The organism is Phycisphaerales bacterium AB-hyl4 (genome assembly GCA_041821185.1).
GTDB classification, from domain to species: domain Bacteria; phylum Planctomycetota; class Phycisphaerae; order Phycisphaerales; family Phycisphaeraceae; genus Natronomicrosphaera; species Natronomicrosphaera hydrolytica.
On record JBGUBD010000001.1, the window covers coordinates 139,074 to 165,416 of the forward strand.

The window sequence follows — 26,343 nt, forward strand, 5'->3', positions numbered from 1 at the left end:
GGAGGATGATGGGTATGAAGCCAGTCGCGCTGATCAACGTCGTGGGGCTGAGTGCGTCGCTCATCGGCGATGATGCGCCGCGATTGCGTGCATTGGTCGAACGAGGCCGCATGACACCGCTGCGGCCGACGCTGCCGGCGGTGACGTGCTCGGTGCAGGCGAGCATGCTCACGGGCAAGCCGGTTCGGGAACATGGCATCGTGGGCAACGGGTGGTACTTTCGCGAGCTGGCGGAGGTGCGGTTCTGGAATCGGTCGAGTCGATTGATCGAGGCAGAGCCGGTGTGGGAGGCGGCGAAACGGCGGGACGCGGCGGCGACGTGTGCGAATCTTTTCTGGTGGCATAACACGTACAGCTCGGCGGACGTGGTGTTGAACGTTCGGCCGATGTACAAGGCCGACGGCCGCAAGCTGCCCGACTGCTATAGCGAGCCAGCGCCGTTGCGCGACACGCTGCAGCGCGAGCTGGGCACGTTTCCGCTGTATCACTTCTGGGGCCCGCGAGCGGACATCACATCGAGCAGGTGGATCGTCAACGCGACGATGCGGGTGTATGACGAACATCGGCCGACGCTGACGCTGGTGTATCTGCCGCACCTGGATTATGCGTTGCAGAAGTTCGGGCCGGGGCATGCGGAGAGTGCTGCCGCGGTGCGCGAGATTGATGCCGAAGTGGGTCGATTGCTCGACTACTTCGATGAGCGTGGCGTGACGCCGATCGTGGTCAGCGAGTATGGCATCGAGCCGGTGGACGCGGCGGTGGCAGTGAACCGGGTGCTGCGCGACGCGGGGTTTTTGCGCGTGCGGATCGAAGATGGGCGCGAGCTGCTGGACGCGGGCGCGTGCGAGGCGTTTGCGGTCGCGGATCACCAGGTGGCCCATGTGTATGTGCGTCGGCCGGAGCGGGTGGCGAAGGTGGCGAGCTTATGCGCCGGTATCACCGGCGTCGAGGCGGTGCTCGATCGCGACGCGCAGCGGCAACGCGGCATCGACCACCCGCGAGCCGGCGAGCTGGTGCTTGTCGCCGATCGCGGCAAGTGGTTCACGTACGACTACTGGCATGATGATGCGGTCGCGCCCGACTTCGCCCGCACGGTCGACATCCACCGCAAGCCCGGCTACGACCCGCGCGAGCTGTTCATCGACCCGGCCATCCGGCATCCAAAGCTCGCCGTGGCGATGAAACTGCTGCGCAGCAAGGCGATGAACATGCGGACGCTGATGGACCTGATCCCGCTGGATACGTCGCTGGTCAAGGGATCGCACGGCCGAGTGGACGTCGCGGACGAGCGTCGGCCGGTGCTGATCGCGCCGGCGGACATCACAATGCCCGAAACAGACGGCGATACGCTTGCGTGTGAAAAGGTGCACGATGTCGTGCTCAATGCCATGTTCGGCGACGCGACGTCATCCGGCGACGACCTGTCTGTCGACGCGTAAAGCGAAGGCTTACTTCTGCCCGTTCTTCTGCCCGTTGTTCTTCGGGTTGTCGTTCAGCAGCTTGTGCTTACGGCGGAGCAGGTCGCCGAGGTGTTCAACCTCGGTCTTCGCATTCGGCGACCAAACCGCCCAGTGCAGCTCGACCGCACACTTGGCGGAGCGGATGCCGTCGCGAATGTACTTGTTCAATCGCTTAACGGGCAGCTTCGCCACGATCGTTTCCGGCAGCGGGATGCTGACCACGGGCGTTTCGGGGTTGGGCACGAGGTAGATCAGGTTGGCGGGCTCGCCGGTGTGGGTGGGGATGCGATACTCGATCGTCCACCGCCACGCGGGGCCGTACCAGATCAGGTGCTGCTCGGTCCCTTCGATCTGCTCGATCTGTTCCATCATGGCCTGGAAGATTTCGCGGGTCTGCTCGCGCAGCGGCTCGATGAGCTGCTCCAGCGTCGGCTGTGTCCAGCGGTCTTCCCAGGCAATGCGGGGTTTGATGGCGATCTTGGCCATGGCGAATTCAATCTTGGTAAGCGAACGCGCGGCCGACGGGCATCGCGACGACCGGCCGCAGTTTTTTCAGGTACAGTAGACGCGAAAACACCGGAAACGGCGTGCCTGCCCCGATCCGGGCCAAGCAGAGCAGTATAAGTCAAATCCGGGCCTGTGACAAGGGAGGCAAGGCCCTTTCGTCGGCTCGCGAAGCCCCGGGCCATGACGCCCGAGCGATCCCGCGCGAACCCGCCTTGACACAGGCGAGGCACCGGTTAAACTGCCTGATTCTCGATTGAACGCCAGTAACCATTGGAGCGGGCCGGATGAACCGCCAGACGTATCACGCAAAAAACCACGAAGTCGACCGCCGCTGGGTGGTCGTGGACGCCACCGACCAGGTTTACGGTCGCTTGGCCAGCCGGATTGCCCGCATTTTGCAGGGCAAGAACAAGCCGGAGTACACGCCGCATCATGACGTGGGCGACTTTGTTGTCGTGACCAACGTCGAGAAGATGCACTTCACCGGCCGCAAGCTCGATCAGAAGCTGTACCAGAACTACAGCGGCTATCCCGGCGGCCTGAAGACCTACACCTACCGCACGATGCTCGAGCAGCATCCCGAACGCCTGCTTGAAAAAGCCGTGCGTCGGATGATGCCGCGAAATCGCCTCGGTCGGCAGCAGTTTTCCAAGATGAAGGTCTACCGCGGCCCGGAACATCCGCACACCGCGCAGCAGCCTGAAGCCCTGGAAATCACGGCCAAGAGCGCCTGAACCACCTGATTCACCAACCAAACCCGATTCGCCTTACGGAACGCAAGACGATGGCAGAAGATCAGACTTCCACGATGACGGCCCCCCTCGGCGACACGCTGGGCGAGGTGCCCGCGCCCCCCGAAACGCAGCCGATCGCCCAGCCTGCCGTGCCTGACAAGGGTGGGTTTGTGTGGGGTACGGGTCGACGCAAGTCGGCCGTCGCCCGCGTCCGCGTCAAGCCGGGCGATGGCAAGTTCCTCATCAACAAGAAGGAAGTCAACGACTTCTTCTCCGAAGCCCAGCACCGTGAGCAGGCCCTCGCCGCGCTCAAGGCCACCAAAACCGAAGGCAAGCTCGACGTGTTCGTCAAAGTCCACGGCGGCGGCATCACCGGCCAGGCCGGGGCCGTCCTGCTCGGCCTCGCTCGTGCACTCAAGGGCTACGACCCCGCACTCGAACAAACGCTCCGCGACAACGCCTACCTCACCCGCGACCCGCGTGAGGTCGAGCGTAAGAAGTACGGCCAGGCCGGTGCTCGCAAGCGCTTCCAGTTCTCCAAGCGTTAATCACCTGCCTCCCCTACCGCACACACACCACCAGGACCTGCCCTCACCGGCGGGTCCTGTTTTTTTACCCCGAGCCATGCCGACCGGCGTTTGGCTTATCATGGGCCCACCTCGAAACGGAAGGCGTGTTGAATGCGTAATGTTCTTGCTGCGATGGCGGTCTGCCTGTCGACGATGCTCACCACGCAGGCGGTCGCCCAGACCGGAGCTCCGCTGCTGATCGAGCCCTGGCCGGAGGACGTTTACGCGCAGCATCGGCCGGAGGTGCAACTCTGGCGAACGCACACCAAAGGGCAGGCCGACGAAGACGTCGACTTCGTCAGCTTCCGCGATCGCGCACGCTACCGCCTCGACCCGACCGACCCACGCTCGCCTTCCGTCGGCTATGACGTGTATGGCCTGAACCTCAGCACCGACGACCCCGCCCTGCCGCCGCGACTGGTTGACGTCTCCGTCGGCACGGGGCTGCTGCTGCACGAAGACGAGCAATGGACGATCAGCATGCCGCTGGCGGTCGGCTTCGCGGGCACACGCCCGTTCAACGACGGCCGAGCGTGGTACGGCAAGGCGAGCATCCTCGCCTTCCAACGCCTGGATGAGCGCTCGCAGCTAATGTTCGCCCTCGAATACAACGGCAATCGCGCCATCCTGCCCGACGTGCCCATCCCCGGCTTCGCCTACATCCGGCAGATGAGCGACACGCTCCGCATGACCCTCGGCGCACCGGTCAGCGGTGTCGACTGGCGGCCGGACGACCATTGGCACCTGCGGTTCAATTACTACGTGTTCGCCTTCGACCTCGACGTCCGCTACCACATCACCCGGGAGTGGGCCATGTTCGCCAGCTTCAACCAGCACCAGCGCGCCTTCCACCAGCACGGCGACGACCGCCACCGTCGGCTGTTCTTCCGCCAACGCCATGCTGAACTGGGCACGCGATGGCAGGTGGCCGACCGCATCGAGCTCATCGCCGCCGGCGGCTACACCTTCGGCAGCCGACTGCAGCGCGGCTACGACATCCGCGACACCGACACGATCCGCCACTTCAGCGACACCCCCTACGTCCGCCTCGGCCTGTCCGCGTCGTTCTAAATCAACAACGCAGCTTCATCACTTGTGACATTTAGCAGCGGTGCTCGCACCGCCTTTTTCGGCCCGCAGGGCCGGACGCGCGGACCAAGGCCCGCAGCTAAATGTGAACCCGCGCGGGTGCCACACAGCAGCTTCGGTGTCACTCAGGAAGTCGCCCCGCCTGACCCTGTTCCGCCGTCATCATTCCAGACACGAAGGTTTGCCCGCGGATAGCCGGGTATGATTCGCCCGCGGTGCTCGGGCTTGTCCAGTTCAACCGCGGCCTGAAGCTGCAACAGGCTCGCCCACCGGCGGCGCTCCCGAGCCGGCACGAGATACCGGATGGTCAGATCCGTCCACGAATCCTCCAGCGATACGAATACGCTCGGCTCCACCTCGACATCAAACGCAATCCGGGCGCGCTCGAGCATCTGCCGATACCGGTCGGCTCGTTCCGCCATCGCAGTACCGAGCACCTGCCCCGCCATTTTCTCCATGACCTTGATCGCGTAAGGCAGATCGCTTTCGTTGGCCACCGGCACGGTGACCTCGTCCCAGACAAACGGAAACTCGCGCGTATAGTTGATGATGTTCGCCCGGAGCACTTCGGAGTTGGGAAAGGTGATCATCGCACCGGTCGGTTGAGCACCGGCCACCGGCTTGTCCGGCCCGCCCGCTTCCCACACGGTCGTCGTCAGGATGTCGACCTTATAGACATCGCCGAACACGTCGCCCACCGCGATGCGGTCGCCGATGCGGTAATAAGCTTTGAACGAATTCATCAGCCAGCCCGTGAAGCTTTCGATCGGCGCCTGCAACGCCCACGAAAGCGCAAGCCCCGCCAGGCCGACCGAACCAATGAGCGCCCGCGCGTCGCCGGCCAGCACGCTTAGCGCAGCGCCGACGGCAATCAACCAGATAAGCACCTGCGCCATCGCCGCGGAGGCGTCCGCTCGGCTCCAACTCCGCAACACGCGCCGCAGCACCATGCTCACGAGTTTGCCCACGACCGCGGCAGTCACCAGCAGCACGATCGCCACGAAGATGCGCGGCAACATCACATACGCGCCAAACAGCAGGTCGCGGATCGTACGCGTGGCTTGGCCCATCGCTTCGGCGGGGTCGTCGGGAAGCGTCGGCGTATCCCCGGGCGCGGCCGCCGGATCGTCGGTCGGCGGTTCGTCGGCCGGCGGTGTGTCCGCCTCGGCCCGCGCCGCCACCGCCTCATCAACGCCGGGCAGGGGTGGGCCTTCAATGCCCCACAGCAGCAGCAGCATCGCCGTCAGCGCCACTGCCAGCATCGACCCCCGCCGAAAGCGGCGCAAGCGTGACTGCGCGGTGGCTTGAAGGTTGCGCGTCCGCGCTGCCGGCTTCGCCACGGCTCGCTTCGGCCGATCATTTCGCCGGTTTGATCGGGCCGTACGTTGCGTCGGCCGCCTTGCTGGGGGAACACGGGATCTGCTGATAACGTCCCTCCTCGGATCTGCCCGCTCTCATCGCTCGTAGGAATACTATGCACCGCCCGAAAGGCAGGGCCACAAACACGGCGAAGCGGGGGCTTTCGTCTTATAATCAGGGCGTTCGCAACCCTCGCCGGGTCACACGTTCCGGCGTTCCACGCACCGCCACGCACCTTCAATTCCCTTAACGCAGCCGGAGGATCGTCGATGAGCTACCGCCTGTCCGATGAGCAGAAGGCCTTCTATGACGAGCATGGCTATCTCACCGGCCTGCCCCCGGTCTATACCGAAGCGGAGATCGCGGCGCTGCGCGACGAACTGCCGAACCTGACCAGGCTGCTCGAAGAAGGTGAAACCACCAAGGACATCCGCGAGTGGCACGAGACCAGCCGATACCTCTATGACATCTGCATGAACCCGAAGATTCTCGACATGGTCGAAGGCGTACTCGGGCCCGACTTCTACATGTGGGCGAGCAATTTCTTCATTAAGGAACCACGCAGCAAGGCCACCGTCGGCTGGCATCAGGACTCGTACTACTGGCCGATGGAACCGCAGCACTCCGTCACCGTCTGGCTCGCCTTCAACGAGGTGAATGAGGAAAACGCCGCGATGAAGGTCGTCCCCGACACGCACAAGGCCGGCATCATCAAGCACACCCGCAACGACAAGGCGCAGACCAACTCCATCCTCACGCTCGAACTCGAAGGCGGCAGCTTTGACGAAAGCACCGCGGTAAGCCTCAACCTCAAGCCCGGCCAGTGCTCACTGCACAACGACGCCCTCGTCCACGGCTCAGGGCCGAACACGTCCGACCGCCCGCGCATCGGCATCGCCATCCGCTACTCCGCCACCGAGTGCCGGAACGACTACGCGATCAACCCCAATTTCAAAATCTACATGTGCCGCGGCACCGACACGTATCAGCACAACAAACACGGCGAAGTGCCCACCCAACGCTTCGGCCGACCCGACTTCAAGCCGGTGAGCAAGGAAGAAGCGATGGGGTAAGGGAGGTCAGCACCGTCTGCTTTTCGTCTTGGCGACGTGACACGACCGACGCGTTTCAGATCGCCGCCACTGCGACGTCGATAGGTTGCACGGCGTCATCCGTATCCAGCGCGTGGGCATGGATCTCCATACTCGTCATCATCGCGGCACCGAAAATCAGCCCGAAGGAAACGTCGGTCGCGTCCCGTCCCGTGCCGATGCGCAGCATGTGCTGGGGCAACACCTGCCACGTCGGGTCGAACAGGTACCAGCCGTCGCCCAGCCAGACTTCGAACATGGCGTGAAAATCGGGGGGCGACAACTGGTAGGCATATCCGCTGACAAAGCGAGCCGGGATGTTGACCGCCCGGCAAAGCGCGATCCCGAGGTGGGCGAAGTCGCGGCAGACGCCCACGCGCGACGTGGCGACGTCGAAGGCGGAGGTGAGCGGCCCGGTCATGCCGACCAGGTAGTCGACGTTTCGGTAGATCCACTCGCAGATCGCCCGCACCTGTTGATAGCCCGGCGGCAGGCCGCCAAACTCGCGATAGGCCAGACGCATCAGGTGGTCGGACTGACAATATCGGCTGGGCAACAGGTAGGGCAGAATCCACAGCGGCAGCCGATCGGGCGGCGCGACGGTGAGCGTCGTAACGTCGGCGAGCCGTGGCGTATACGTCACCATGGCGGCATAATGCAGGCTGACCGCTTGTGACTCGGCCGCGAAGCGGTGATAGCGGTTGCCGGTCGTCGGCTCGACATGCTCCTCGACCGGGCCGGCGGGCGTGATCTCAAACCGCTCCTGCTCGATCTGCTGATGGGCCGTCCGCGCCGCGGCCACGTTCATCACGAAAGTGGACGCGTCGGGCAACTGGTATTTCAACGTGCATCCGACCGAAAACTTCGCCACAACAACATCTCCTGCCTCGGGCAGCGTCTCCGCCTGGCGGGGCGATCTCGTAAGCCCTCATCGGGCCCATAAACGGTGAGTCCAGATGAAAGCATAGCCGGCCTGTCAGCGATGAGGCGAAAAGCTCGCTCTGGAGGCCGAAAAAGGCCTGTCCGACTGACCCGCAGCCCGTGTTCGAGGCCGATTCACGCAAGGTTTTGTCATGCATGCCATCCGGGCGGTAGACGGGTCCGTAGCCCTCAATGAGGGGTGTCGATCGAATGCCATCTCACCATCCGGGATCGATTTCACGCTCAAAAACGAGCTTGACGCTTCGTTTGCGAAATGAAACAATCAGCTCCCGGCAACAAAAACTCACATAAGGTTTTGATGTGGCAAATATTGCAATCATTACGGCCAAAGGAGGCAATCAATCTATTGGGAACAAGAACGTCATCCCCGTGATGGGGGTCCCGATTATTCTGTATCCCATGCGAGCAGCGAAACTGGCGGCGAGTATTGACGCTGTCTATATCTCGACTGAAGATCCATTGATCAAGTCGCTGGCCGCCAAGGAAGGCATTGAGGTGATCGATCGGCCGGCTGAGCTCAGTGGTCCGGAGAGCATGCACAAGGACGTCATTCTTCATGCCGTCCGCGAGGTTGAGAAGCGACGGGATGATGTGGAAAACGTGGTCGTCCTGCTCGGCAACACCGTTCACGTGACGCCGGGTTTAATCGATCAGTCGATCGGGGTCGTGTCGTCAGGCGAAGGCGACTCTTGTGTCAGCGTCTGGAAAGCTCAGGACGACCATCCGCTTCGGGCCTTGAAAGTTGATGAGCAAGGGTACGTCAAGTCTTATCTCGGCATCGACGCTGGCTCCAACCGGCAGGCCTACCCGCCAGCATACTTTTATGACCAGGGCGTATGGGCATTTCAGAAGGAGTGCGCTTATGCTCAAAAGGGGCCGAGCCCATGGGTTTGGCTGGGTGAAAAGTGCCGGACCATTGAACGCCCATGGGTAACGGGTCGCGACGTCCATTCCTGGATCGATATATCCGCCAGCGTCTGGTACCTCTCTGCGATTCAGGTCAATGACTATATTGGCTATTCCGATTTATAAAAGCATGGCCGGAGCACTCCATGCACTCACGGACTCGAGATCTCAAAAAACGCCTGGCTGCATGTCGCAGCACTGATTCGGCGCTGGACGTTCTGCACAACGCCTACGAGGGGGAAGAATGCTGGGTGTTTACCTGCGGCCCGTCGCTTAACGACGTCAGCGCGGAGGACATCAGTCGTGTTCTGCAAGGCCGACTGGGGATCGCCGTAAAACAAGCGATGTTCAAGGCGCCCGAAGCTGACTTTCATGTGTTCAACCGATGGCATCATCAGAAATACCCGAAACGCGGGGATGATTGCATCGGCGTCGAATTGAAAGCGCCCAAAGACCCGGTCATATACGGCCAGTCTCCGGATGTGCGTTTTGAGATGGAAGTCGACCCATCGTTGAAAACAGACGAACGATTGCAGCGCAGCCTCGCTGCCACCTCTGAGTTTGAACGGTATACGCTGGAGCAGACGCAGATACGGCCGTGGGGGCCGGGAATCATGTACGAAGTTGTCATGTTCCTTGCCGTTCACCTCGGGGTGCGCAGGATTGTGTGTATTGGATGGGACCTCGGCTCGGCGAAAGCGGCGTCGCTTGAACATTTTTACGCTGAACGCGATTTCGGAAGCCGTATCGCTGATTGGCAACTCAATGAAAGACTACAGCGCATCACCCGTCGCGTGGGCGGAGACCGGACCCTGAGGGGTCTGAACTGGGCCATACGGCATGTGAAACGAAGAGCCCTCCACGACCTGGGCTACATCTACAATCGCACGCCCGTCCAGGTCGGTGAGAATGATCTGATCATTCGCTCGAGCGAACATCTCAATGCATGGCTAAAGGCCAGAGGTGTCGAACTGACGCTGGTGTCGGATCGCAGCCTGCTGCATCCTGGAATCCCCCGCATGACGCTGGCTGAGGCCGCTACCATATGATGTCAAATGGTCTGGCGAGGTTGGCCGTGTGGCCTGCCAATGCGTGATTTCTGTAGATCAGTGGGCAAAAACTTCAGTTTTCTTTTGAAGCGACCGACATACAAGATGGCAATGAAAAGGGTTCGCGATGCGCGCAGCATCGCATCCGGTTCGCTGCGAACGGGGAGCCGATCAGTATTTTGCATCGGACAAGCGGGGGCTGCGCCGTAGCCAGAACGGAGACGAGAGCAATCTGAATGGACTATGAAATTGTCATTGCCACGCGAAACCGCACATCGGCGCTCGAACTGTCACTGCCTTTGATGTTGCGGCAGCAACGCCTGCCCAAGGGCATCTTCATCGTGGATTCGTCAGACGACCACAAGGCCACCGCCGAGGTGGTCGACCGGATCTGCACTGACTCGCCGGTGCCGGTGACGCTCGAACAAGCCCCGCGTGGGCTGACACTGCAGCGGAACATCGGCCTCAGCCGTGTCAATTCGCCGGTGGTGATGTTTCCGGACGATGACGCGCTGTGGTCGCCGGATGTCGCAGACCGGATGATGAATGTTTACGAGCGAGACAAGGACGAGCGCATCAGCGCCGTATGCGCGGCGCCCGCGGCCGTGCCGCCAGCCGGCGTGCTCAGTGGATCGGCCGCGGGGGGTTATCGGATGAGCTTCGGCGCCCGGGTGCGGCAATGGGTGGCGCATCCGCGGACGGCGTTGGAGCGTCGGCTTTGTGCTGATCCGTTCGTCGTTCACGGCCGATCGATGTGGAACGCACGCGATCTGCCGGACTGGTTTGCAGAAGATGACGTCGTGCCGGTGGAGTACATGACCGGTTACCGGATGAGCTTCCGGACATCGGTGGCCAAACAAGTTGGCTTTGACGAGCATCTGGCCGACTACGCATTGAACGAGGACGTCGACGCTTCGTTTGGAGCCTGGCGGCACGGCATTGTGGCGGGCGCACGGCAGGCTCGTGTGTATCACTACCAGGCTCCGGGCAAGCGGGCCTCGGGCCGCCAGCTTGGTGTCATGGAAGTGCTCAACCGCGCATATGTGGTTTGCAAGCACGCACCGCTCGATGCCCCGGCGCGGCGCACCCTGAAGCGTTTCTCGCGATACAAGCTGCTGGGTTATCTCGGCGGCGTGCGAAGCACCTTCGGCCGGGAACGGGTGATCGGCGTCCGGATCGCGATTGCCCAGTTGCCAAAACTGCTTGCCGCGTCCGCTGACGAACTGCCCCAGGCGTATCGCACCGCATGGGCGGCATGCCTGGGATCGCAGGCGGCACCCACTTGCCCCGAATCGCGCCGAGCGGCCTTGACGCCAACTTCGCAGAACTGAAAGCCCGGTTCGGCTACACCTGTCCCTTCGCCCGTGATGGGCGGATAGCATCAGGTTTTACCCTGAAAACCGGGTTTTTCGGCAAAGCCACCTGCCGGACTTGAACCGGCAACCTGCAGTTTACAAAACTGCTGCTCTGCCAATTGAGCTAAGGTGGCGAGGGCTTGGCGTCGGATTTTACGTCGGCGAGCCGGCGGTGCAACATACGGCCTTGTGAGGCGGCGCAATCGGCGGAGCATTGTAGTACACTTTAGATGAAGCTGCGGTGGGTCTGGGTCGATCCGATGGATGCGATCGGCCGCGGTGGTGACCCGATGCCGACTTGGCCGACTATGATGAATGGTCGGGTGGGTGGGCGAGCCGCCTTGACGCGGCGGCTTTGGGCGGCTACTTTTTCCGTTTCTCCGTTGGGGCACGCTGCGGCCGCGCGCTGTCAGTGTCCCCTTTCCGTGTTCGCCAACCCGCCATCGAGATTTGCTCGATCGCGCCAGCCTGGAAGGTCATAGGCATGGTTCCCGTTCAACGAAAATCGCGGTCGCAGTCGCGACAGGGCCGCTCGCACCTGGGGCTTCGCGGCACGCAGGCGGTTCGGTGCCCGAACTGCGGCTCGCCGAAGCGGCCCCACGTGGCGTGCCGTGAGTGTGGGTACGTCCGCCCGGGCCTGAAGCTTGATTTTGACAAGGAAGACTAGTGCGTATCGCCATCGATGTGATGGGTGGGGATCACTCGCCTGATGCGATCCTGGCTGGGAGCCTGGATGCGCTGGAGCTGTTGTCCAGCGACGATCGGCTGGTGCTGATCGGCGACGAGACGATCATCCGCGAGGAGATGGCGGAGCGTCGCTTGCAGGACGAGCCGCGCGTGGAGGTGGTCGGGACGTCTCAGGTTATTGAGATGGCCGAGCCGCCTGTCAATGCGCTGCGCGAGAAGCCGGACAGCTCGATCACCCGCATGGCCGAGGCCGGCGGAAAGCGGGCGGGCGACAAGCGATGCGATGTGGTGATCAGCGCCGGCAACACCGGCGCGTGCGTGGCGGCGGCGGGCAAGTACCTGCGTCGGCTGCCGGGGGTGAATCGGCCGGGCATCGCGGTGACGATGCCGACGTTCTTCGGCCCGGTGGTGATCTGCGACGTCGGGGCCAACCCCGAGCCGCGGCCGCACCACCTGCACCAGTACGCCCAGATGTCGGCGATCTACGCTCAAAAACTCATCGAGCTGGACACCCCGCGGGTGGCGCTCATGTCCATCGGCGGCGAGGAAGGCAAGGGCAACGCGCTGGTACGCGAAACCCATAAGCTGCTGAAAGACGACACGAGCCTGAACTACGTCGGCTACGCCGAGGGCCGGGACATCTTCGACGGCAAGGCGGACGTGATCGTCACCGAAGGGTTCACGGGCAACGTCGTGCTCAAGCTGGCGGAGGGGCTCGCGGCGGGGTTGTTCCGGACGATCGCTCACGAGATCTTCGAGGAAGATCCGGACCTGGCGATGAAGTTCGAGCCAATCGTCAAGAAGATTTACAAGAAACACGACTATCACGAGTATGGCGGAGCCCCCCTGCTGGGCGCGAACGGCATCATGCTCATCTGTCACGGCTCAAGCGAGGCGCGGACGATCACCGCTGCTATACGAGCCGGCATGAAGTATGCCAAGCTGGGCATTAACGATGCGATCGTGGACGCCGTCTCGGCCAATGAGCCTGCCTCTGAGGAAGTTGCATGACACGTCGGCACACCCCGCCTCCCGCGGGCGTCCGTCTGGCCGGCACGGGGATGGCCGTCCCGACGCGGCGTCTGACCAATCATGACCTGGCCAAGATCGTCGACACGAACGACGAGTGGATCACCCAGCGTACGGGCATCAAAAGCCGGGCCCGCGTCAGTGAAGGCGAGAAGACCAGCGACCTCGCAGCCCAAGCGGTGCAGCAGGCGCTGGAAAACGCGGGCATGACGCCCGACGAGCTCGACCTGCTGATCTGCGCCACCATGACGCCGGACATGATCTGCCCAGCCACAGCCGCGCAGGTGGTCGCCAAGCTCGGGGCGGTCCCTTGCGGCGCGTTCGACCTGAACATCGCATGCACCGGCCTGGTAGCGGCGATCAACACCGCCAACAACTTCATCGCCAGCGGCGCGTGTGAGAACGTCGCCGTCGTCGGCGCGGAAGTGCTTTCCAGCGTCGTGAACTGGGACGATCGGCGGACGTGCGTGCTCTTCGGCGACGGCGCGGGCGCCGCGGTGCTCACCGCCTCGGACGACTCGACGCAGGGCTGCCTTTACCAGCGACTGTCGTCGGACGGCAACCGCGGCAACAGCCTGTACGTGCCGCGCACTGAAAAAGACATTCCGCCCGGCGAAGAGGAAGCGTACTCGGGCAAGCTCAACACGCTTCAGATGAACGGCAAGGCGGTGTACAAGTTTGCCGTGACCACCCTGGCCGACTGCGTCGCGGAGGCGCTGGACGCGACCGGGCTGACGGCCGCGGACATCAAGATGGTGATCCCCCACCAGTCGAACATTCGCATGCTGCAAAGTGCGTGGAAACGGCTGGGCTTCGATCAGGACAAGGTGTACATCAACATCGACCGCTTTGGCAACACCTCCGCGGCGAGCGTGGGCATCTGCCTGCACGAGTTGATGGATCAAGGCCGACTCGACCCCGGCGATCACGTGATCTTCGTCGCCCAAGGCGGCGGACTTTCGTGGGGGACGAGTTTGTGGCGGCTTTGAGAATTTCGGATTTCGAATTTCGGATTTCGGATTTGCAATTGGGGCTGATCAAAAACACGGGGGGCGTTGATGGATCGCGATCAGATGAAAGGCCGTACGCTGGCGTTTGGCGTGAGAATCGTGCGGCTGGTCTCGTCGCTTCCATCGGGACGCATTGGAGACGTGGTCGGCCGACAGGTGTTGAAGTCGGGGACATCGATCGGAGCGAACTACCGGGAGGCGTTGCGGGCCTCGTCTCGCAAGCAATTTGTTTCGATACTGGAGATTGCGGAGCGTGAAGCGGATGAAACGCTGTACTGGCTCGAACTGATCCACGCGGCCCAGATTATGACGGCCGACCGTTTGGCAGATTTGCAGCAGGAGTGCCGCGAGTTGCTTGCGATTTTGACCGCAACGCTCCGGAGCACGAAACGCCGACAACTCCCAACATCCGAAATTCGAAATCCGAAATCCGAAATTTGAGCAACGTCATGACTACCACCACCAACACCCCCACCGTCGTCCTATGCCCCGGCCAGGGGGCGCAGCATGTCGGCATGGGCAAAAGCTGGTTCGACCACCATCCCGTCGCAGCACAGACGTACGCAGCAGCGGATCGGGCACTGGGCTTTTCCGTCAGCGAGCTTTGCTTCAAAGGCCCGGAGACGCAGCTGAATCGGACCGACATCGCCCAGGCTGCCATCTACACGACCTCGGTCGCCTGCTATCAGGCAGTGTTCGAGGCGGAGCAGATCGGCACGGTCAAGGCGACCGCCGGGCTGAGCCTCGGCGAGTTTACCGCGTTGCACATCGCCGGTGCGTTCGACTTCCTCGACGGCCTGCAACTCGTCCGCCTTCGCGGACAGGCGATGCAGGCCGCTGCCGAGGCGACGCCGTCGAGCATGGTCGCACTGATCGGAGCAGACGAAGAAACCGCCAACCAGCTTTGTGAAGATGCCGCCAAGGGCGACGTCCTCGTCCCCGCGAACTTCAACTGCTCCGGCCAGGTCGTCATCAGCGGCAGCAAGGCCGCCTGCGAGCGCTCGCTGGACGTGGCGGAGAAGATGGGCCTGCGGGCGACGCAGCTCGCCGTCGCCGGTGCGTTTCACTCGCCGCTGATGCAGCCCGCTGCCGACCAGTTGGCGACCGCGCTGGACGAGGTGCAGTGGAACACGCCTGCGGTGACGGTGTACTCGAACGTCACCGCTCGGCCGCACGCGATCGAAGACCTCGCGTCCATCAAGCTTCGGCTGGTCGAGCAGCTCACCAGCCCCGTACGCTGGAGCCAGTCGATGGAGCACATGCTGGCCAGCCACGCGGAAGACCGCCTGGTGGAACTGGCCCCGGGCAAGGTGCTCTCCGGCCTCATGCGACGGATCGACCGCAAGGCGAAGGTCGAGAATTTCGCAGAAGCACCCGCCCCCGCGTAAGCTGGGGGCGCGACACAGATGTAAGAAAACCATTTGACTCAACTGGATTGGATGACCGATCATGGCGGATAATTCTGACAAGCGGGTAGCAGTCGTGACCGGAGCGTCGCGCGGCATTGGTGAAGCGGTGGCCCGGGCACTGGGCAAGCAGGGTCGGCTGGTGATCTGTGCCGCCCGCAACGTCGAGAAGCTCGAAGCGGTCAAGCAGGCCATCGAGAGCGACGGCGGCGAGGCGGCGGTCAAGCCCTGCGACATCACCGACCACGCGGGCCTGGCCCAACTGGTGGAAGCGGTCGCCGACGAGTACGGCCGACTGGACATCCTGGTCAACAACGCCGGCATCACGCGGGACAACCTGATGCTGCGGATGAGCGACGAGGAGTTTGACGACGTGATTCAAGCCAACCTTCGCAGCGTGTTCGTGTCGTGTCGAGCGGCGATCCGGCCTATGATGCGGGGGCGCTGGGGCCGTATCGTGAACATCGGCTCGGTGTCGGGCGTGGTGGGCAACGCGGGTCAGAGCAACTACGCCGCTGCAAAAGCTGGCGTGATTGGCATGACCAAGTCGATGGCGAAGGAAATGGCCAGCAAGGGCATCACCGCGAACGTGGTGGCGCCAGGCTTCATTCAGACGGATATGACGGACGTGCTGCCACAACCGGTGAAGGATTCGGTGCTTAAGATCACCCCTGCCGGTCGTTTTGGTCAGCCCAACGAGATCGCCGGGGCCGTCGCGTACCTCTGCTCGGAGGACGCGGGCTACGTGACCGGGCAGGTGTTGACGGTCGATGGCGGCATGACGATGGCTTAAGATGCCGAGGTGTGTGGCCTCGGTAACGTTGGCGGCTTGTGAGTGTGCCGACACAACGCTATATTCCGGCGTGCAATGACGTAACTGTTTTTTTCAGGCACCCCGATCCCCCGCCGCTTCGGCCGGCAGGACAACAAGGAGACGCAGACGATGGAAGAAAAAGAGATTGAAGAAAAGGTAATCTCGATCGTCGCCGAGCAGATGGGCGTGGACAAGGGCGAGATCAATCGCGAAACCAATTTCGTGAACGATCTGAACGCCGACAGTCTGGACACCGTCGAGCTGGTGATGGAATTCGAAGACGAGTTCGAAACCTCGATTCCCGACGAGGAAGCCGAGAAGATTCAAACCGTTGGCCAAGCGATCGAGTTCATTAAAGAACACGTCAGCAAAGCCAACCAGGGCTGAATCGCCGCTTCCGCCGGGAAGTATTTCGGGGGCGAGCAGCGAACTGTCGTGCTGTCGCGCGGGGCTTGCCGTCGTCGGCTGCCATGTGCATGTGGCTTGACGGGATTCGCCAGACCAGCGGTCAACACCGCTCATGCCCGGTCAGGAGACCCCTGAGTCGGGCTTGGCGTTTCGTCAGCTTTTTGTGCAACGGGCAGGATACGAGGGTAAGCCCCGCGCTATTATTTCCGGTGTCAGCTTCACAGGTTCATCAATCCATCATGCACAACAATCAACGCCGTCGTGTTGTCATCACCGGGCTCGGCTGGGTCACCAGCCTCGGCCATGACGTGAAACAGGTCTGGGCCGACCTGCTCGCCTGCAAGAGCGGTGTCCATGCCATTGAGCGCTTTGACGCTTCCGCTTATCCCGTGCGCTTCGGCGGCGAGGTGCTCAACTACCAGCCACGCAACATCGAAAAACGCGACGCCAAACGACTTGACCGCTTCGCCCAGTTCGCACTCGACGCCGCCGTCGACGCCGTCAAAGACGCCGACCTCGACTTCGCCAAAGAAAACAGCTGGCGCTGCGGCTCGATCATCGGCTCAGGCATCGGCGGCATCGAAGAGTTCGAGTACGGCCACCGCAAGCTCATGGAAAAAGGCCCCGATCGGCTCAGCCCGTTCATGGTCCCGAAACTCATGTGCAACGCCGGGTCGGGCAACATCTCGATCCACTTCGGCATCCAGGGCCCGAACAACGCCGTCGCCTCCGCCTGCGCCTCCGCAGCCCACGCCATCGGCGACGCCGCCAACGCCATCCGCTACAACGCCGCGGACGTGATGATCACCGGCGGCTCCGAAGCCGCCCTCACCCCGCTGGGCCTGGGCTGCTTCGTCGCGCTCAAAGCACTCTCGCGACGCAACGACGACCCCACCCACGCCTCACGCCCCTTCGATAAAGACCGCGACGGCTTCATCCTCTCCGAAGGTGCCGGCGTGCTCATCCTCGAAGAATACGAACACGCCAAGGCCCGCGGCGCAAACATCTACGCCGAGTTCCTCGGCTACGGCCAGTCCGCAGACGGCTCGCACATCACCGCCCCCGACGAACAGGGCCGCGGCGCCGCCTACGCCATGCAGGCCGCCCTCGAAGACGCCGGGCACGACCCCGCCGACGTCGACTATATCAACGCACACGGCACGAGCACGCCGCTCGGCGACGCCGCCGAGACCCGCGCCGTCAAGCGCCTGTTCAACGACGACGCCTACAAAGTCGCCGTCAGCTCCACCAAGAGCATGACCGGCCACCTGCTCGGCGCGTCCGGCGGCATCGAAGCCATCATCACCGCCAAGGCCATCGAGCTCGGCTGCATCCCCCCCACCGCCAACCTCGACAACCCCAGCGAGGAATGCGACCTCGACTACGTCCCCAACGAGGCCCGCCAGCTCGACGTCAAGCTCGCCATGAGCAACTCCTTCGGCTTCGGCGGCCACAACGTCAGCCTCGTCCTCGGCAAAATCTAAACCCACCACAAACCGACACCCCGTAAAGCCCAGGCATGGCCATGCCTGGGCTTTGTTGCAGCAACTCCGATTCCCGCGCCTCCATACAAACCCGCTATCCTGTCTCACATCACCAACGTTTACTTCAGCCGGAGAACCCAATCATGCCACAACCCACTCTGGATTTCGGCGTGCAGTCCTACTGCTTCCGCAACACCAAAGACAACGCTGAGCTCGCTCGCAAGGTGCGCGAGATCGGTCTGGACAAGATCGAAATCTGCGCCGTCCATGCCGACTTCAGCGACCCCGCCGCCTTCAAGGACATCGTCAAAACCTACGCCGACGAGGGCGTCGCAATCGTCTCCCTCGGCGTGCAGACATTCACCGGCGACACCGACACCGAACGCAAGTGGTTCGAGTGCGCCGCCGCCGCCAACGCCAAGTACATCTCCGCACACTTCAAGGTCGACTCGTACCAGACCGCCGTGCCCGCCACCGCCAAACTTTGCGACGAGTTCGGCATCAAAATCGCCATCCACTGCCACGGCGGCTACATGTTCGGCGGCTCGCCCGACGTCATCGAACACCTGCTCAAGCTCGGCGGACCCAACATCGGCCTCAACATCGACACCGCCTGGTGCATGCAGATCGGCCCCCACCGCGGCAACCCTATCCAATGGGCCGAGCAGTTCAAAGACCGGCTCTACGGCGTCCACTACAAAGACTTCACCTTCGACACCAACGGCCAGTGGAACGACGTCGTCGTCGGCACGGGCAATCTCGACCTGCCCGCCTTCGTCGACACGCTCGTTAAAAACAACTTCGCAGGCTTCGCTGTCATCGAATACGAAGGTGACGTCGACAACCCCGTACCCGCGCTGAAAGAGTGCGTCCAGAAAATGCGCGCCCTCACCGCCTGACCGGGTGCAATATCATCCTGACGTCAACGCAAGAAGCCCACGGCGGAACGCCGTGGGCTTCGCTGCATTTCATCATGTGACCCTGCTCAAAACGGCATGTTCAAGCCCACCATCACCTGGTGGTTGCGGTAGCTGTTTTCGCCGAAGCTGCCGGTGTAGTTGGCATTGAGAATGCCGCGATTGCCCAGCCGCATCCCCAGGCCCACCGTCGGGCTGATCCAGTCCCGCACCGCGGCGCTGCTGAGGTAGCGGGTGTACGACACGCCGCCGTCGACGAAGAAGGCCTCCGCGATCGGATAGGTCACGACGACGCCGTTCATGAGCACCTGCTGATTCAGGTCAGGCTTGAACTCGTAGTCGCCCGCGCGGAGGCGGATGCCCTCGTAATGGGTCAACTGCGTGCCGAGCGTGATGTCGAGATCGCCCACGCCGAGCACGAGTTGGTTGCTGCCGCCGACGCCCCAGATCAGCCCGCCCGCGACCATGTCCGCCGAGCCCGCGCCCGCGACGTTGAACACCGGCGTTACTTGCCAAGTCAGCGTCAGGCTGCCCGCGTCGTTCAGCGCCCGCCGGTTCATCACCCGCACGGGCACGCCGAACTCCGTACCGCCGTGCACCACCGCCGCGCCCGACACGTCCATGAACATCAGCATCGAGCCGAGGCTCAGCCCCAGGTTTTCCGTCAGCCATGTGCCCGTGTCGAACGCCACGCCGCCGCCATCGACGCTGAAGTCGCCCGCGCTGGCGAAGTTGCCCAGCCCGACCACGCGGAACCACCAGCCGCCTTCGGGGTTCGGGTCCATGCCATCTTCATCGAGCCCCTGCCCGCGCGTAAACCAGCTGGGCATCGGCCGAGCCATGCCGAATCGGCGGAACGTCTGCTGCGCGAGCAGCGCCGTCGTCGCGTTCGGGTTGCCGTCGAGCACGCCGACGAGCGACCGCTTCTGGATCTCCGCCTGGAACCGCGCGTAGGCCGACGCCCCATCCTTCTTCAGCCAGTCTTCGAGTTCATCTTCCGCCGCCGCCCTGCTGAAGCCGCGAAACTCCTCATCGAGGCCGGTGAGTTCGCTGCGCAGGATGACGACCCATTCGTTGCCGTCCTGAAACACTTCGAACGTGAGCGCGTCTTCAACGCCGCCGTAGTTCAGCGAGGCGTTGAAGTCCTGCGCGGTGAGGGCCGTGAAATCGCCCCGGCTGCGGATCAAATCTTCGACAAGGTCAGCCAGCGACGAGCCCTCCCCCTCCGCCTGAATCGTGCCGTCGTCCGACGCGGCAAACACCTCGAACAGGCTCCGCCCTTCCGCCGACGCGGTCCACACGAGCAAGCACAACACCACCGCCAGCAGCCCCCCCACGCCTTCACATGATCGCTTGAGATGTATCATCATCGCACTGTCCTCTAGCTTGATGGGATTCCAACACCCGGTCGAACAGATAGGCTGCTCGCGACCATCACGAGGGCCCGATACGACCTGTATCGGGCAATCCAAGTCCAGATCACCAATTCTTACACCTGCTTCGTACCGCCTCGGGCGGCTCTGTCATACCATCAATCACCGCGCGACAGGCGCGTAAAAACAGCGCCCGCCCTCATTGAAGAGCGGGCGCTGCATGTATGCAAATCTCACAGCGTGTCGGCTTACCGCGCCGCCGGCGGCATGCGAAACCGTCGACGGACGCCGACCAACAGGCCGGCCGCGATCAGCAGCGCCGACGCAGGCTCAGGCACGAGCACGATCGCCTGGCTGCCATCCGCGAGCGACACATGGGCCGTGATCAAACCGCTGTCGTTCAAAGCGGGGATGCCCAGGCCGGTGATCGCCACGCCATCGATCAGGTCGCCGGTTTTCAGCAGCAGTTCGTCATCGAGAAACAGGCCCGAACCGCCTTGGACGAACGTGCCAAGGAAAGCAACCTGGCCGGCGTTGTTGATATCAACGCCGCCGTTGAAACTGTGCAAAGTCAGTCCATCAAAGACATCGCCGTTCACTGCGACCACGCGGTCGTTGGTGAAAATGCCGCGGCGGGTATTGCCGGCGAAAAAGCCCATGAAGGCGATGTCGCCATGATCATTGATCGACCCGCCGTGGTCCATGCTGGTCAGGGTGATACCGCCGATCGTGTTCCCCTGCGAGACGATGACGCCGTTCTGCGTCGCATAATGCCGAATGTTGTTGTCGGCGAACATCACCAGGGCTTCGCCCTGGCTGTTCAGCGCGTGTCGGCTGAACGACGGGATGCTGGAAACGGGTACGCCGCTGATGGTGTTCCCCTGCTGGATGAGAAACTGCGTTGGCGTCGTGATCACACTTATGGACTGCGTGCCGTCCCTGAAAGAACTGGCCCATGCGATCATGCCCGCGTCATTGATCGACACCGCGCCGACGCTCGTCAGCGAGTGACCGTTCACCGTGCTGTCGCCGGTCCCAAATTGGAGCGTGGTGTCGGTGGCGAACAACGTCCCGGCTGGGCTGCTCTCGCGGAAGCTGAAGCCGACGACGCCATGATTGTTAATGACCGGCGCCCCCCCGTAGACATTGTTGTAAATGCGACCGCCGATATTCGTACCCGGAGCGATGTGGATCGCCTCGTCAATGAAAATGTGGTTGTTCGCCATCCAGACCACCTGCCCGGCGTTGTTGATGTCGGGCCGGTTGCCAATCGCGCCGCTGACGGTATGACCATCCACCACATCCCCCGTTCGCGCCAGCACCTGCACCGTTGCCGCCTCGGCCGACATGCTCACGACACCACTGCACACCATCACCATCGTCGCCAGCGCAGTTGCGCGGCTCTTCAAGCAATCCCTCAACATCTTTTTCCGTCTCCTGTAGGTTGTGACGTCAGACCGACGCAGCCTCCTGGGCCATGTGGACACAACCACTGCGCGGTTGACTTTTTTCGGTGGGCCCCAGTGAAGAAAATTATGCAGTGGCTTCCCACAAAAAACAACCCCCAGTGTTTACTGGGGGTTGCATGGTGGATTCTCTGGTTGTCAACGTGTTGAAGGCTTAGCGGTTGCCCTTGTTGCCGCCTTCGAGTTCGCCGAGCAGTTGAGCGACCAGCGACGATTCGCCGACCGTCTTCTCGATCTTGTCCGGCGCCTCGGCGCCGGCGGCCTCGGCCATCGCTCGCGCCGCTTCCAACTCCTGCTCGCGCGACGGAGCTTCCTGAGCCGGCGGCTCCGCGAGCTTCGTCACCTTCAGGTTCTGGTAGCGGTGGAAGCCCGTGCCCACCGGGATCAGGTGACCCAGCAGCACGTTTTCCTTCAGGCCTTGCAACGTGTCGACCTTGCCGGCGAGCGCCGCCTCGGTGAGCACCTTGGTCGTCTCCTGGAACGAAGCGCCCGACAGGAACGACTCGCTCTGGAGGCTCGCCTTGGTGATGCCCAGCAACAGCGTCTTCGCGGTCGCGGGACGACACTTGCTCGCCTTGGGCGGTTCCTTGCCGTCGGCTTCGAGCTTGGCACGAATTTCCTTCAGCTCGTCGCGGGAGATCTTCGTGCCGATCGGCAGACCGGAGTCGCCCGACTCTTTGATCTTGCCCACGTCGTTGAGGCCTTCGTTGGCTTCGCGGAAGCGGAACTTGTCGACCACTTCGTTCGGCAGCAGCTCCGTGTCGCCCGGGTTCTCGATGCGGACCTTGCGGAGCATCTGCCCGACGATTGTCTCAATGTGCTTGTCGTTGATGGTCACGCCCTGAGCACGGTAGACGTTCTGCACCTCTTCGAGCAGGTAGTTGTAGAGCGCTTCTTCGCCCTTGACGCGCAGAATGTCGTGCGGCACGAGCGGGCCGTCGATCAGCGGGTCGCCGGCCGACACGTAGTCGCCGGTGTGCACCAGCAGGTGACGGTCCTGAGGCACGTGGTGATCGACTTCCAGCCCGGCCTCGGACTTGATGATGATCGTCATCTTGCCCCGGCGACGGTCCGACTGCAGTTCGACCGTGCCGGAGATCTCAGCCATGATCGCCGCTTCGCGCGGCTTACGGGCCTCGAAGATCTCCGTCACACGCGGCAGACCGCCGACGATGTCGCTCGAACCGGTGACTTCACGCGGCTGACGAGCAAGCATGTGGCCGGCTTCGATGGCCTCGCCTTCCTGCACTTCGATACGCGACTTGGCGGGCAGGTAGTGGAAGTCGAGCACCTTGCCATCCGAGCCTTCGATGACGATGCGCGGATGCTTTTCGCCCTTATGCTCGATGACGACCAGGGCGCCGCCCTTGCTCTTGCCTTCCTGCTCCTGCCGAACGGTTTCGCCCACTTCGATATCTTCGAAGCGAACGGTACCGGGCTTCTCGGCGAGGATCGGCACGCGGTGCGGGTCCCACTTGACGAGAATCTGACCCTTGCGGATCTTGTCGCCAGGCTTCACCGTGACGTACGAGCCGTACTGGATCTTGAACTTCTCGAGCTCACGGCCCTTGTCGTCGACGATGGCCAGTTCGCCGTTGCGCTTCAGCGCGACCAGCACATCATTGCCATCTTCGTCCTTCACAGGCACTTCGTTGACATCGCGCAGCTGGACCGAGCCGGCGTGGGTCGCACGGTAGTCGGTTTCGACCAGCGTGCGGTGGCCGATGCCGCCGGTGTGGAACGTACGCATCGTCAGCTGCGTGCCCGGCTCACCAATCGACTGGGCGCCGATGATGCCCACGGCCAGACCCTCTTCCACCGGTCGGCCGGTGGACATGTCCGTGCCGTAGCACTTCGTGCAGATGCCATGCCCCGCTTCGCAGGTCAGCGGGCTGCGGATCATCACCGAGTCGATGCCCAGCGCTTCGATCTTGCGAGCCGACTCTTCGGTGATCAGCTCGTTTTCCTGAACGATCAACTCGTCGGTGATCGGGTTGCGGATCGTCTCGCGGGCAGCTCGGCCGACGATGTGCTCACGCAGCGGCACGTCGACCTCTTCCCCCTTGTAGATCGCGTGCTTCGTGACGCCTTGCTTCGTGCCGCAGTCGTCCATGTTGATGAACACGTTCTGCGCCACGTCCGCAAGCTTACGCGTCAGGTAGCCCGAGTCGGCGGTCTTCAACGCCGTGTCGGCCAGACCCTTACGAGCACCGTGCGTCGAGGAGAAGTATTCGAGCACGCTCAGGCCTTCGCGGGCGTTGGCCTTAATCGGCGTCTCGATGATCTCGCCCGACGGCTTGGTCATCAGACCACGCATGCCCGCCAGCTGCTTAATCTGCGAAACATTACCACGAGCACCCGAGTCGCTCATCAACCACACCGGGTTGAGGTAAGGCTTGCCTTCGCCACCTTCCAGCGGCGCGATCGAGCCGTCGGCGTACCGGCGGTCGCCCTTGAGTTCCTTCAGCAGTTCCTTCGTGACTTCCTCGCCGCAGTGCGTCCAGAGGTCGAGCAGCTGGTTGTATCGCTCGCGGTCCGTGATCGCACCGGCGTGATACGCCTTCTCGACACGGTCGACCTTCTTCTGCGTCGCGTCGATGATGTCCTGCTTCTTCGCGGGGATGCGAAGGTCCGTCACACCGAAGCTCAGACCCGCTGTGGTCGACCGCTTGAAGCCGATGGCTTTCAGGTCGTCCAGCAGCTCGATCGTCGCCGGTCGGCCGGCGCGAGCGTAGGTATCGTCAATCACACGCGAGCAGCCCTTCTTGCCCAGCGAGCAGTTGTAGTACGGCAGGCCGTCCACAAGCATCTCGTTGAACATCAGCCGACCCACGGTCGTCACCAGACGACGCGACGTGGGCATCTCCACAGGCTCGCCACCCTGGTCGGTGACCATGTCCACATACTGACCCTCGGGCAGCCGGACGACAATCTGCTGATGGACGTGGATCTTTTTCAGATCGTACGCCATCAACGCTTCCACCGGGTCTTTGTATTCCGGCACGGCCCGCATCTGCTTGATCAGCTCGTCGCTCAGGCTTTCCGAGCGGTTTTCCAGTTCCTTCACCAGGTCCACAGACAACGGCTCGGGGATCGACGTGATGTAGTACACGCCCATCACGATGTCCTGCGACGGCGAAATAATCGGCGCGCCGTTGGCAGGCGAGAACACGTTATGCGGCGAAAGCATCAGCACGCTCGCCTCGGCCTGCGCTTCAACCGACAACGGCAAATGCACCGCCATCTGGTCGCCGTCGAAGTCGGCGTTGAAGCCCGTGCACACCAGCGGATGGATGCGGATCGCGTTGCCTTCCACCAGCGTCGGCTCGAACGCCTGAATGCCCATGCGGTGAAGCGTGGGGGCACGGTTCAACAGCACCGGATGCTGGTAGATCACTTCTTCGAGCACGTCCCACACTTCGGGGTCGCGACGCTCGAGCATCTTCTTCGCCGACTTGATCGTGTCCACCAGGCCGTGCTCTTTGAGCTTGCGGATGATGAACGGCTGGTAAAGCTCCAACGCGATCTTCTTCGGCAGGCCGCACTGGTGCAGCTTCAACTCCGGGCCCACGACGATGACCGAGCGAGCCGAGTAGTCGACGCGCTTGCCCAACAGGTTTTCGCGGAAGCGACCCTGCTTGCCCTTGATCATGTCCGTCAGCGATTTCAGCGGACGGTTCGACGAGCCAAGCACCGGGCGTCGGCATCGGCCGTTGTCGAACAACGCGTCCACCGACTGCTGGAGCATCCGCTTCTCGTTGCGGATGATGACCTCCGGCGCGTTGAGGTCCATCAGCTTCTTCAGCCGATTGTTGCGGTTGATGATTCGGCGGTACAGGTCGTTCAGGTCGCTGGTCGCGAAGTTGCCCGACTCCAGCAGCACCAGCGGACGCAGGTCCGGCGGAATCACCGGCGTCACGTCCATCACCATCCACTCGGGATCGTTCTCGCTCTTGCGAATCTGCTCGACAATACGCAGCCGCTTGGAAATATCCTTGATCTTCTGCTTGCTGCGCGTGTTCTTCAGCTCATTGCGCAACTCGTCCGCGAGCTTGTCCAGGTCCAGCACCGCGAGCAGTTCCTTGACCGCTTCCGCGCCCATGCCCGCCTGGAAGCTGTTGCCATACTGCTCCATCGCCTGACGATGTTCATCTTCGGTGAGCAGCTGGTTCGGCTTCATCGGCGTGTCGCCGGGGTCGGTGACGACGTAGTCCTGGAAGTAGATCACCTTTTCCAGATCGCTGGTCTTCATGCCAAGCAGGTTGCCCAGGTGGCTGGGGATGGCTTTGAAGAACCAGATGTGGATGATCGGCGCCGCGAGGTTGATATGTCCCATCCGCTTGCGTCGCACGCGCGAGTGGGTCACTTTCACGCCGCAGCGATCGCAGATGATGCCCTTGAACTTCGTACCCTTGTACTTGCCGCAGGCGCACTCGTAGTCGCGCTCGGGGCCGAAGATCCGCTCACAGAAAAGGCCATCCTTCTCCGGGCGGTAGGTTCGATAGTTGATCGTCTCGGGTTTCTTGACCTCGCCGAAGCTCCACGAACGAATATCGTTGGGGCTGGCGAGGTTAATCTTCACCGAGGCGTAGTCGTTCACGCGGTCGTATGTCATTTCAGCCATGGTGTCATACGCTCCAAAAGGTTGAGCGTTAGCTGTCTAGTTTGCTTGGATCGGCAGGTCACCG

Annotated in this window: 23 protein-coding genes and 1 tRNA gene; 17 read left to right on the forward strand and 7 right to left on the reverse strand. The window is 62.5% G+C overall.

Features of this window, described 5'->3' with window-relative positions; genetic code table 11:
- Positions 1-14 precede the first annotated feature (14 nt).
- Positions 15-1,439 carry an alkaline phosphatase family protein gene (locus ACERK3_00580; GenBank protein MFA9476776.1) on the forward strand — a complete coding sequence of 475 codons (1,425 nt, stop codon included), beginning with the start codon at positions 15-17 and terminating at the stop codon, positions 1,437-1,439.
- A 9-nt stretch (positions 1,440-1,448) separates the two neighbouring features.
- Here ACERK3_00580 and ACERK3_00585 read toward each other — a convergent pair whose 3' ends face one another.
- Complete coding sequence (locus ACERK3_00585; GenBank protein ID MFA9476777.1) at positions 1,449-1,946, reverse strand: hypothetical protein; 498 nt, start codon at positions 1,944-1,946, stop codon at positions 1,449-1,451.
- A 305-nt stretch (positions 1,947-2,251) separates the two neighbouring features.
- Between ACERK3_00585 and rplM the strand changes: the two genes are divergently transcribed.
- The 3 genes from rplM to ACERK3_00600 all read left to right on the forward strand — a co-directional run bounded on the left by rplM (position 2,252) and on the right by ACERK3_00600 (position 4,341).
- On the forward strand, positions 2,252-2,701 hold the full coding sequence (gene rplM, locus ACERK3_00590) for a 50S ribosomal protein L13 (GenBank protein ID MFA9476778.1): 450 nt from the start codon (positions 2,252-2,254) through the stop codon (positions 2,699-2,701).
- Positions 2,702-2,850: 149 nt separating this feature from the next.
- Positions 2,851-3,249, forward strand: a complete 399-nt coding sequence (gene rpsI, locus ACERK3_00595; protein MFA9476779.1) for a 30S ribosomal protein S9 — start codon at positions 2,851-2,853, stop codon at positions 3,247-3,249.
- A 132-nt stretch (positions 3,250-3,381) separates the two neighbouring features.
- On the forward strand, positions 3,382-4,341 hold the full coding sequence (locus ACERK3_00600; protein MFA9476780.1) for a hypothetical protein: 960 nt from the start codon (positions 3,382-3,384) through the stop codon (positions 4,339-4,341).
- Positions 4,342-4,484: 143 nt separating this feature from the next.
- Here the strand turns inward: ACERK3_00600 and ACERK3_00605 are convergent, their stop codons facing one another.
- Positions 4,485-5,699, reverse strand: coding sequence for a mechanosensitive ion channel family protein (locus tag ACERK3_00605; protein ID MFA9476781.1), 1,215 nt, complete (start codon positions 5,697-5,699; stop codon positions 4,485-4,487).
- A gap of 288 nt (positions 5,700-5,987) precedes the next feature.
- Between ACERK3_00605 and ACERK3_00610 the strand changes: the two genes are divergently transcribed.
- Entirely contained in the window at positions 5,988-6,791 is an 804-nt protein-coding gene (locus tag ACERK3_00610) for a phytanoyl-CoA dioxygenase family protein (protein MFA9476782.1), read from the forward strand.
- Positions 6,792-6,846: 55 nt separating this feature from the next.
- Here ACERK3_00610 and ACERK3_00615 read toward each other — a convergent pair whose 3' ends face one another.
- Entirely contained in the window at positions 6,847-7,680 is an 834-nt protein-coding gene (locus ACERK3_00615) for a transglutaminase family protein (protein MFA9476783.1), read from the reverse strand.
- A gap of 371 nt (positions 7,681-8,051) precedes the next feature.
- Here ACERK3_00615 and ACERK3_00620 point away from each other — a divergent pair, with 371 nt between their 5' ends.
- The 3 genes from ACERK3_00620 (at position 8,052) to ACERK3_00630 (ending at position 11,037) form a co-directional block, all read left to right on the forward strand.
- Positions 8,052-8,783 carry a cytidylyltransferase domain-containing protein gene (locus ACERK3_00620; protein MFA9476784.1) on the forward strand — a complete coding sequence of 244 codons (732 nt, stop codon included), beginning with the start codon at positions 8,052-8,054 and terminating at the stop codon, positions 8,781-8,783.
- A gap of 20 nt (positions 8,784-8,803) precedes the next feature.
- Positions 8,804-9,706, forward strand: a complete 903-nt coding sequence (locus ACERK3_00625) for a hypothetical protein (protein MFA9476785.1) — start codon at positions 8,804-8,806, stop codon at positions 9,704-9,706.
- Between the two features lie 236 nt (positions 9,707-9,942).
- Positions 9,943-11,037, forward strand: coding sequence for a glycosyltransferase family 2 protein (locus tag ACERK3_00630; protein ID MFA9476786.1), 1,095 nt, complete (start codon positions 9,943-9,945; stop codon positions 11,035-11,037).
- An 85-nt stretch (positions 11,038-11,122) separates the two neighbouring features.
- Here the strand turns inward: ACERK3_00630 and ACERK3_00635 are convergent.
- Positions 11,123-11,195, reverse strand: a tRNA-Thr gene (locus tag ACERK3_00635).
- 350 nt (positions 11,196-11,545) lie between these two features.
- Between ACERK3_00635 and rpmF the strand changes: the two genes are divergently transcribed.
- From rpmF to ACERK3_00680, 9 genes are all read left to right on the forward strand, one after another.
- Complete coding sequence (gene rpmF, locus ACERK3_00640; protein MFA9476787.1) at positions 11,546-11,728, forward strand: 50S ribosomal protein L32; 183 nt, start codon at positions 11,546-11,548, stop codon at positions 11,726-11,728.
- A complete protein-coding gene (plsX, locus tag ACERK3_00645) occupies positions 11,728-12,759 on the forward strand; it encodes a phosphate acyltransferase PlsX (GenBank protein ID MFA9476788.1) in 1,032 nt (343 codons plus the stop codon). Before rpmF ends, plsX begins: the two co-directional genes overlap by 1 nt.
- Positions 12,756-13,766 carry a beta-ketoacyl-ACP synthase III gene (locus ACERK3_00650; GenBank protein ID MFA9476789.1) on the forward strand — a complete coding sequence of 337 codons (1,011 nt, stop codon included), beginning with the start codon at positions 12,756-12,758 and terminating at the stop codon, positions 13,764-13,766. The genes plsX and ACERK3_00650 overlap by 4 nt, the downstream gene beginning before the upstream one ends.
- Positions 13,767-13,835: 69 nt before the next feature.
- Positions 13,836-14,228: a four helix bundle protein gene (locus ACERK3_00655; protein MFA9476790.1), complete on the forward strand. Its 393-nt coding sequence runs from the start codon at positions 13,836-13,838 to the stop codon at positions 14,226-14,228.
- 8 nt (positions 14,229-14,236) lie between these two features.
- Positions 14,237-15,175, forward strand: coding sequence for an ACP S-malonyltransferase (gene fabD, locus ACERK3_00660; GenBank protein MFA9476791.1), 939 nt, complete (start codon positions 14,237-14,239; stop codon positions 15,173-15,175).
- A 61-nt stretch (positions 15,176-15,236) separates the two neighbouring features.
- Positions 15,237-15,986, forward strand: coding sequence for a 3-oxoacyl-[acyl-carrier-protein] reductase (gene fabG / locus ACERK3_00665; protein MFA9476792.1), 750 nt, complete (start codon positions 15,237-15,239; stop codon positions 15,984-15,986).
- Between the two features lie 150 nt (positions 15,987-16,136).
- Entirely contained in the window at positions 16,137-16,394 is a 258-nt protein-coding gene (acpP, locus tag ACERK3_00670) for an acyl carrier protein (protein MFA9476793.1), read from the forward strand.
- Between the two features lie 260 nt (positions 16,395-16,654).
- Positions 16,655-17,899: a beta-ketoacyl-ACP synthase II gene (gene fabF, locus ACERK3_00675; GenBank protein ID MFA9476794.1), complete on the forward strand. Its 1,245-nt coding sequence runs from the start codon at positions 16,655-16,657 to the stop codon at positions 17,897-17,899.
- Between the two features lie 143 nt (positions 17,900-18,042).
- Positions 18,043-18,798 carry a sugar phosphate isomerase/epimerase family protein gene (locus tag ACERK3_00680; GenBank protein MFA9476795.1) on the forward strand — a complete coding sequence of 252 codons (756 nt, stop codon included), beginning with the start codon at positions 18,043-18,045 and terminating at the stop codon, positions 18,796-18,798.
- A gap of 86 nt (positions 18,799-18,884) precedes the next feature.
- Here the strand turns inward: ACERK3_00680 and ACERK3_00685 are convergent, their stop codons facing one another.
- The 3 genes from ACERK3_00685 to rpoC form a co-directional block, all read right to left on the reverse strand.
- Complete coding sequence (locus ACERK3_00685; GenBank protein MFA9476796.1) at positions 18,885-20,186, reverse strand: hypothetical protein; 1,302 nt, start codon at positions 20,184-20,186, stop codon at positions 18,885-18,887.
- 251 nt (positions 20,187-20,437) lie between these two features.
- The gene (locus tag ACERK3_00690; protein ID MFA9476797.1) at positions 20,438-21,598 is read right to left on the reverse strand and encodes a PEP-CTERM sorting domain-containing protein; all 1,161 of its coding nucleotides are present in this window, start codon (positions 21,596-21,598) and stop codon (positions 20,438-20,440) included.
- 211 nt (positions 21,599-21,809) lie between these two features.
- Entirely contained in the window at positions 21,810-26,279 is a 4,470-nt protein-coding gene (gene rpoC / locus ACERK3_00695; protein MFA9476798.1) for a DNA-directed RNA polymerase subunit beta', read from the reverse strand.
- Positions 26,280-26,343 lie beyond the last annotated feature (64 nt).

Excerpts from the sequence above, each read along its gene's own strand:
- ACERK3_00580 (MFA9476776.1), top strand. The coding sequence starts at position 15 with ATGAAGCCAGTCGCGCTGATCAACGTCGTGGGGCTGAGTGCGTCGCTC.
- ACERK3_00585 (MFA9476777.1), bottom strand. The coding sequence starts at position 1,946 with ATGGCCAAGATCGCCATCAAACCCCGCATTGCCTGGGAAGACCGCTGG.
- rplM (MFA9476778.1), top strand. The coding sequence starts at position 2,252 with ATGAACCGCCAGACGTATCACGCAAAAAACCACGAAGTCGACCGCCGC.
- ACERK3_00600 (MFA9476780.1), top strand. The coding sequence starts at position 3,382 with ATGCGTAATGTTCTTGCTGCGATGGCGGTCTGCCTGTCGACGATGCTC.
- ACERK3_00610 (MFA9476782.1), top strand. The coding sequence starts at position 5,988 with ATGAGCTACCGCCTGTCCGATGAGCAGAAGGCCTTCTATGACGAGCAT.
- ACERK3_00625 (MFA9476785.1), top strand. The coding sequence starts at position 8,804 with ATGCACTCACGGACTCGAGATCTCAAAAAACGCCTGGCTGCATGTCGC.
- ACERK3_00630 (MFA9476786.1), top strand. The coding sequence starts at position 9,943 with ATGGACTATGAAATTGTCATTGCCACGCGAAACCGCACATCGGCGCTC.
- rpmF (MFA9476787.1), top strand. The coding sequence starts at position 11,546 with ATGGTTCCCGTTCAACGAAAATCGCGGTCGCAGTCGCGACAGGGCCGC.
- ACERK3_00650 (MFA9476789.1), top strand. The coding sequence starts at position 12,756 with ATGACACGTCGGCACACCCCGCCTCCCGCGGGCGTCCGTCTGGCCGGC.
- ACERK3_00655 (MFA9476790.1), top strand. The coding sequence starts at position 13,836 with ATGGATCGCGATCAGATGAAAGGCCGTACGCTGGCGTTTGGCGTGAGA.
- fabD (MFA9476791.1), top strand. The coding sequence starts at position 14,237 with ATGACTACCACCACCAACACCCCCACCGTCGTCCTATGCCCCGGCCAG.
- fabG (MFA9476792.1), top strand. The coding sequence starts at position 15,237 with ATGGCGGATAATTCTGACAAGCGGGTAGCAGTCGTGACCGGAGCGTCG.
- acpP (MFA9476793.1), top strand. The coding sequence starts at position 16,137 with ATGGAAGAAAAAGAGATTGAAGAAAAGGTAATCTCGATCGTCGCCGAG.
- fabF (MFA9476794.1), top strand. The coding sequence starts at position 16,655 with ATGCACAACAATCAACGCCGTCGTGTTGTCATCACCGGGCTCGGCTGG.
- ACERK3_00680 (MFA9476795.1), top strand. The coding sequence starts at position 18,043 with ATGCCACAACCCACTCTGGATTTCGGCGTGCAGTCCTACTGCTTCCGC.
- ACERK3_00685 (MFA9476796.1), bottom strand. The coding sequence starts at position 20,186 with ATGATGATACATCTCAAGCGATCATGTGAAGGCGTGGGGGGGCTGCTG.
- rpoC (MFA9476798.1), bottom strand. The coding sequence starts at position 26,279 with ATGGCTGAAATGACATACGACCGCGTGAACGACTACGCCTCGGTGAAG.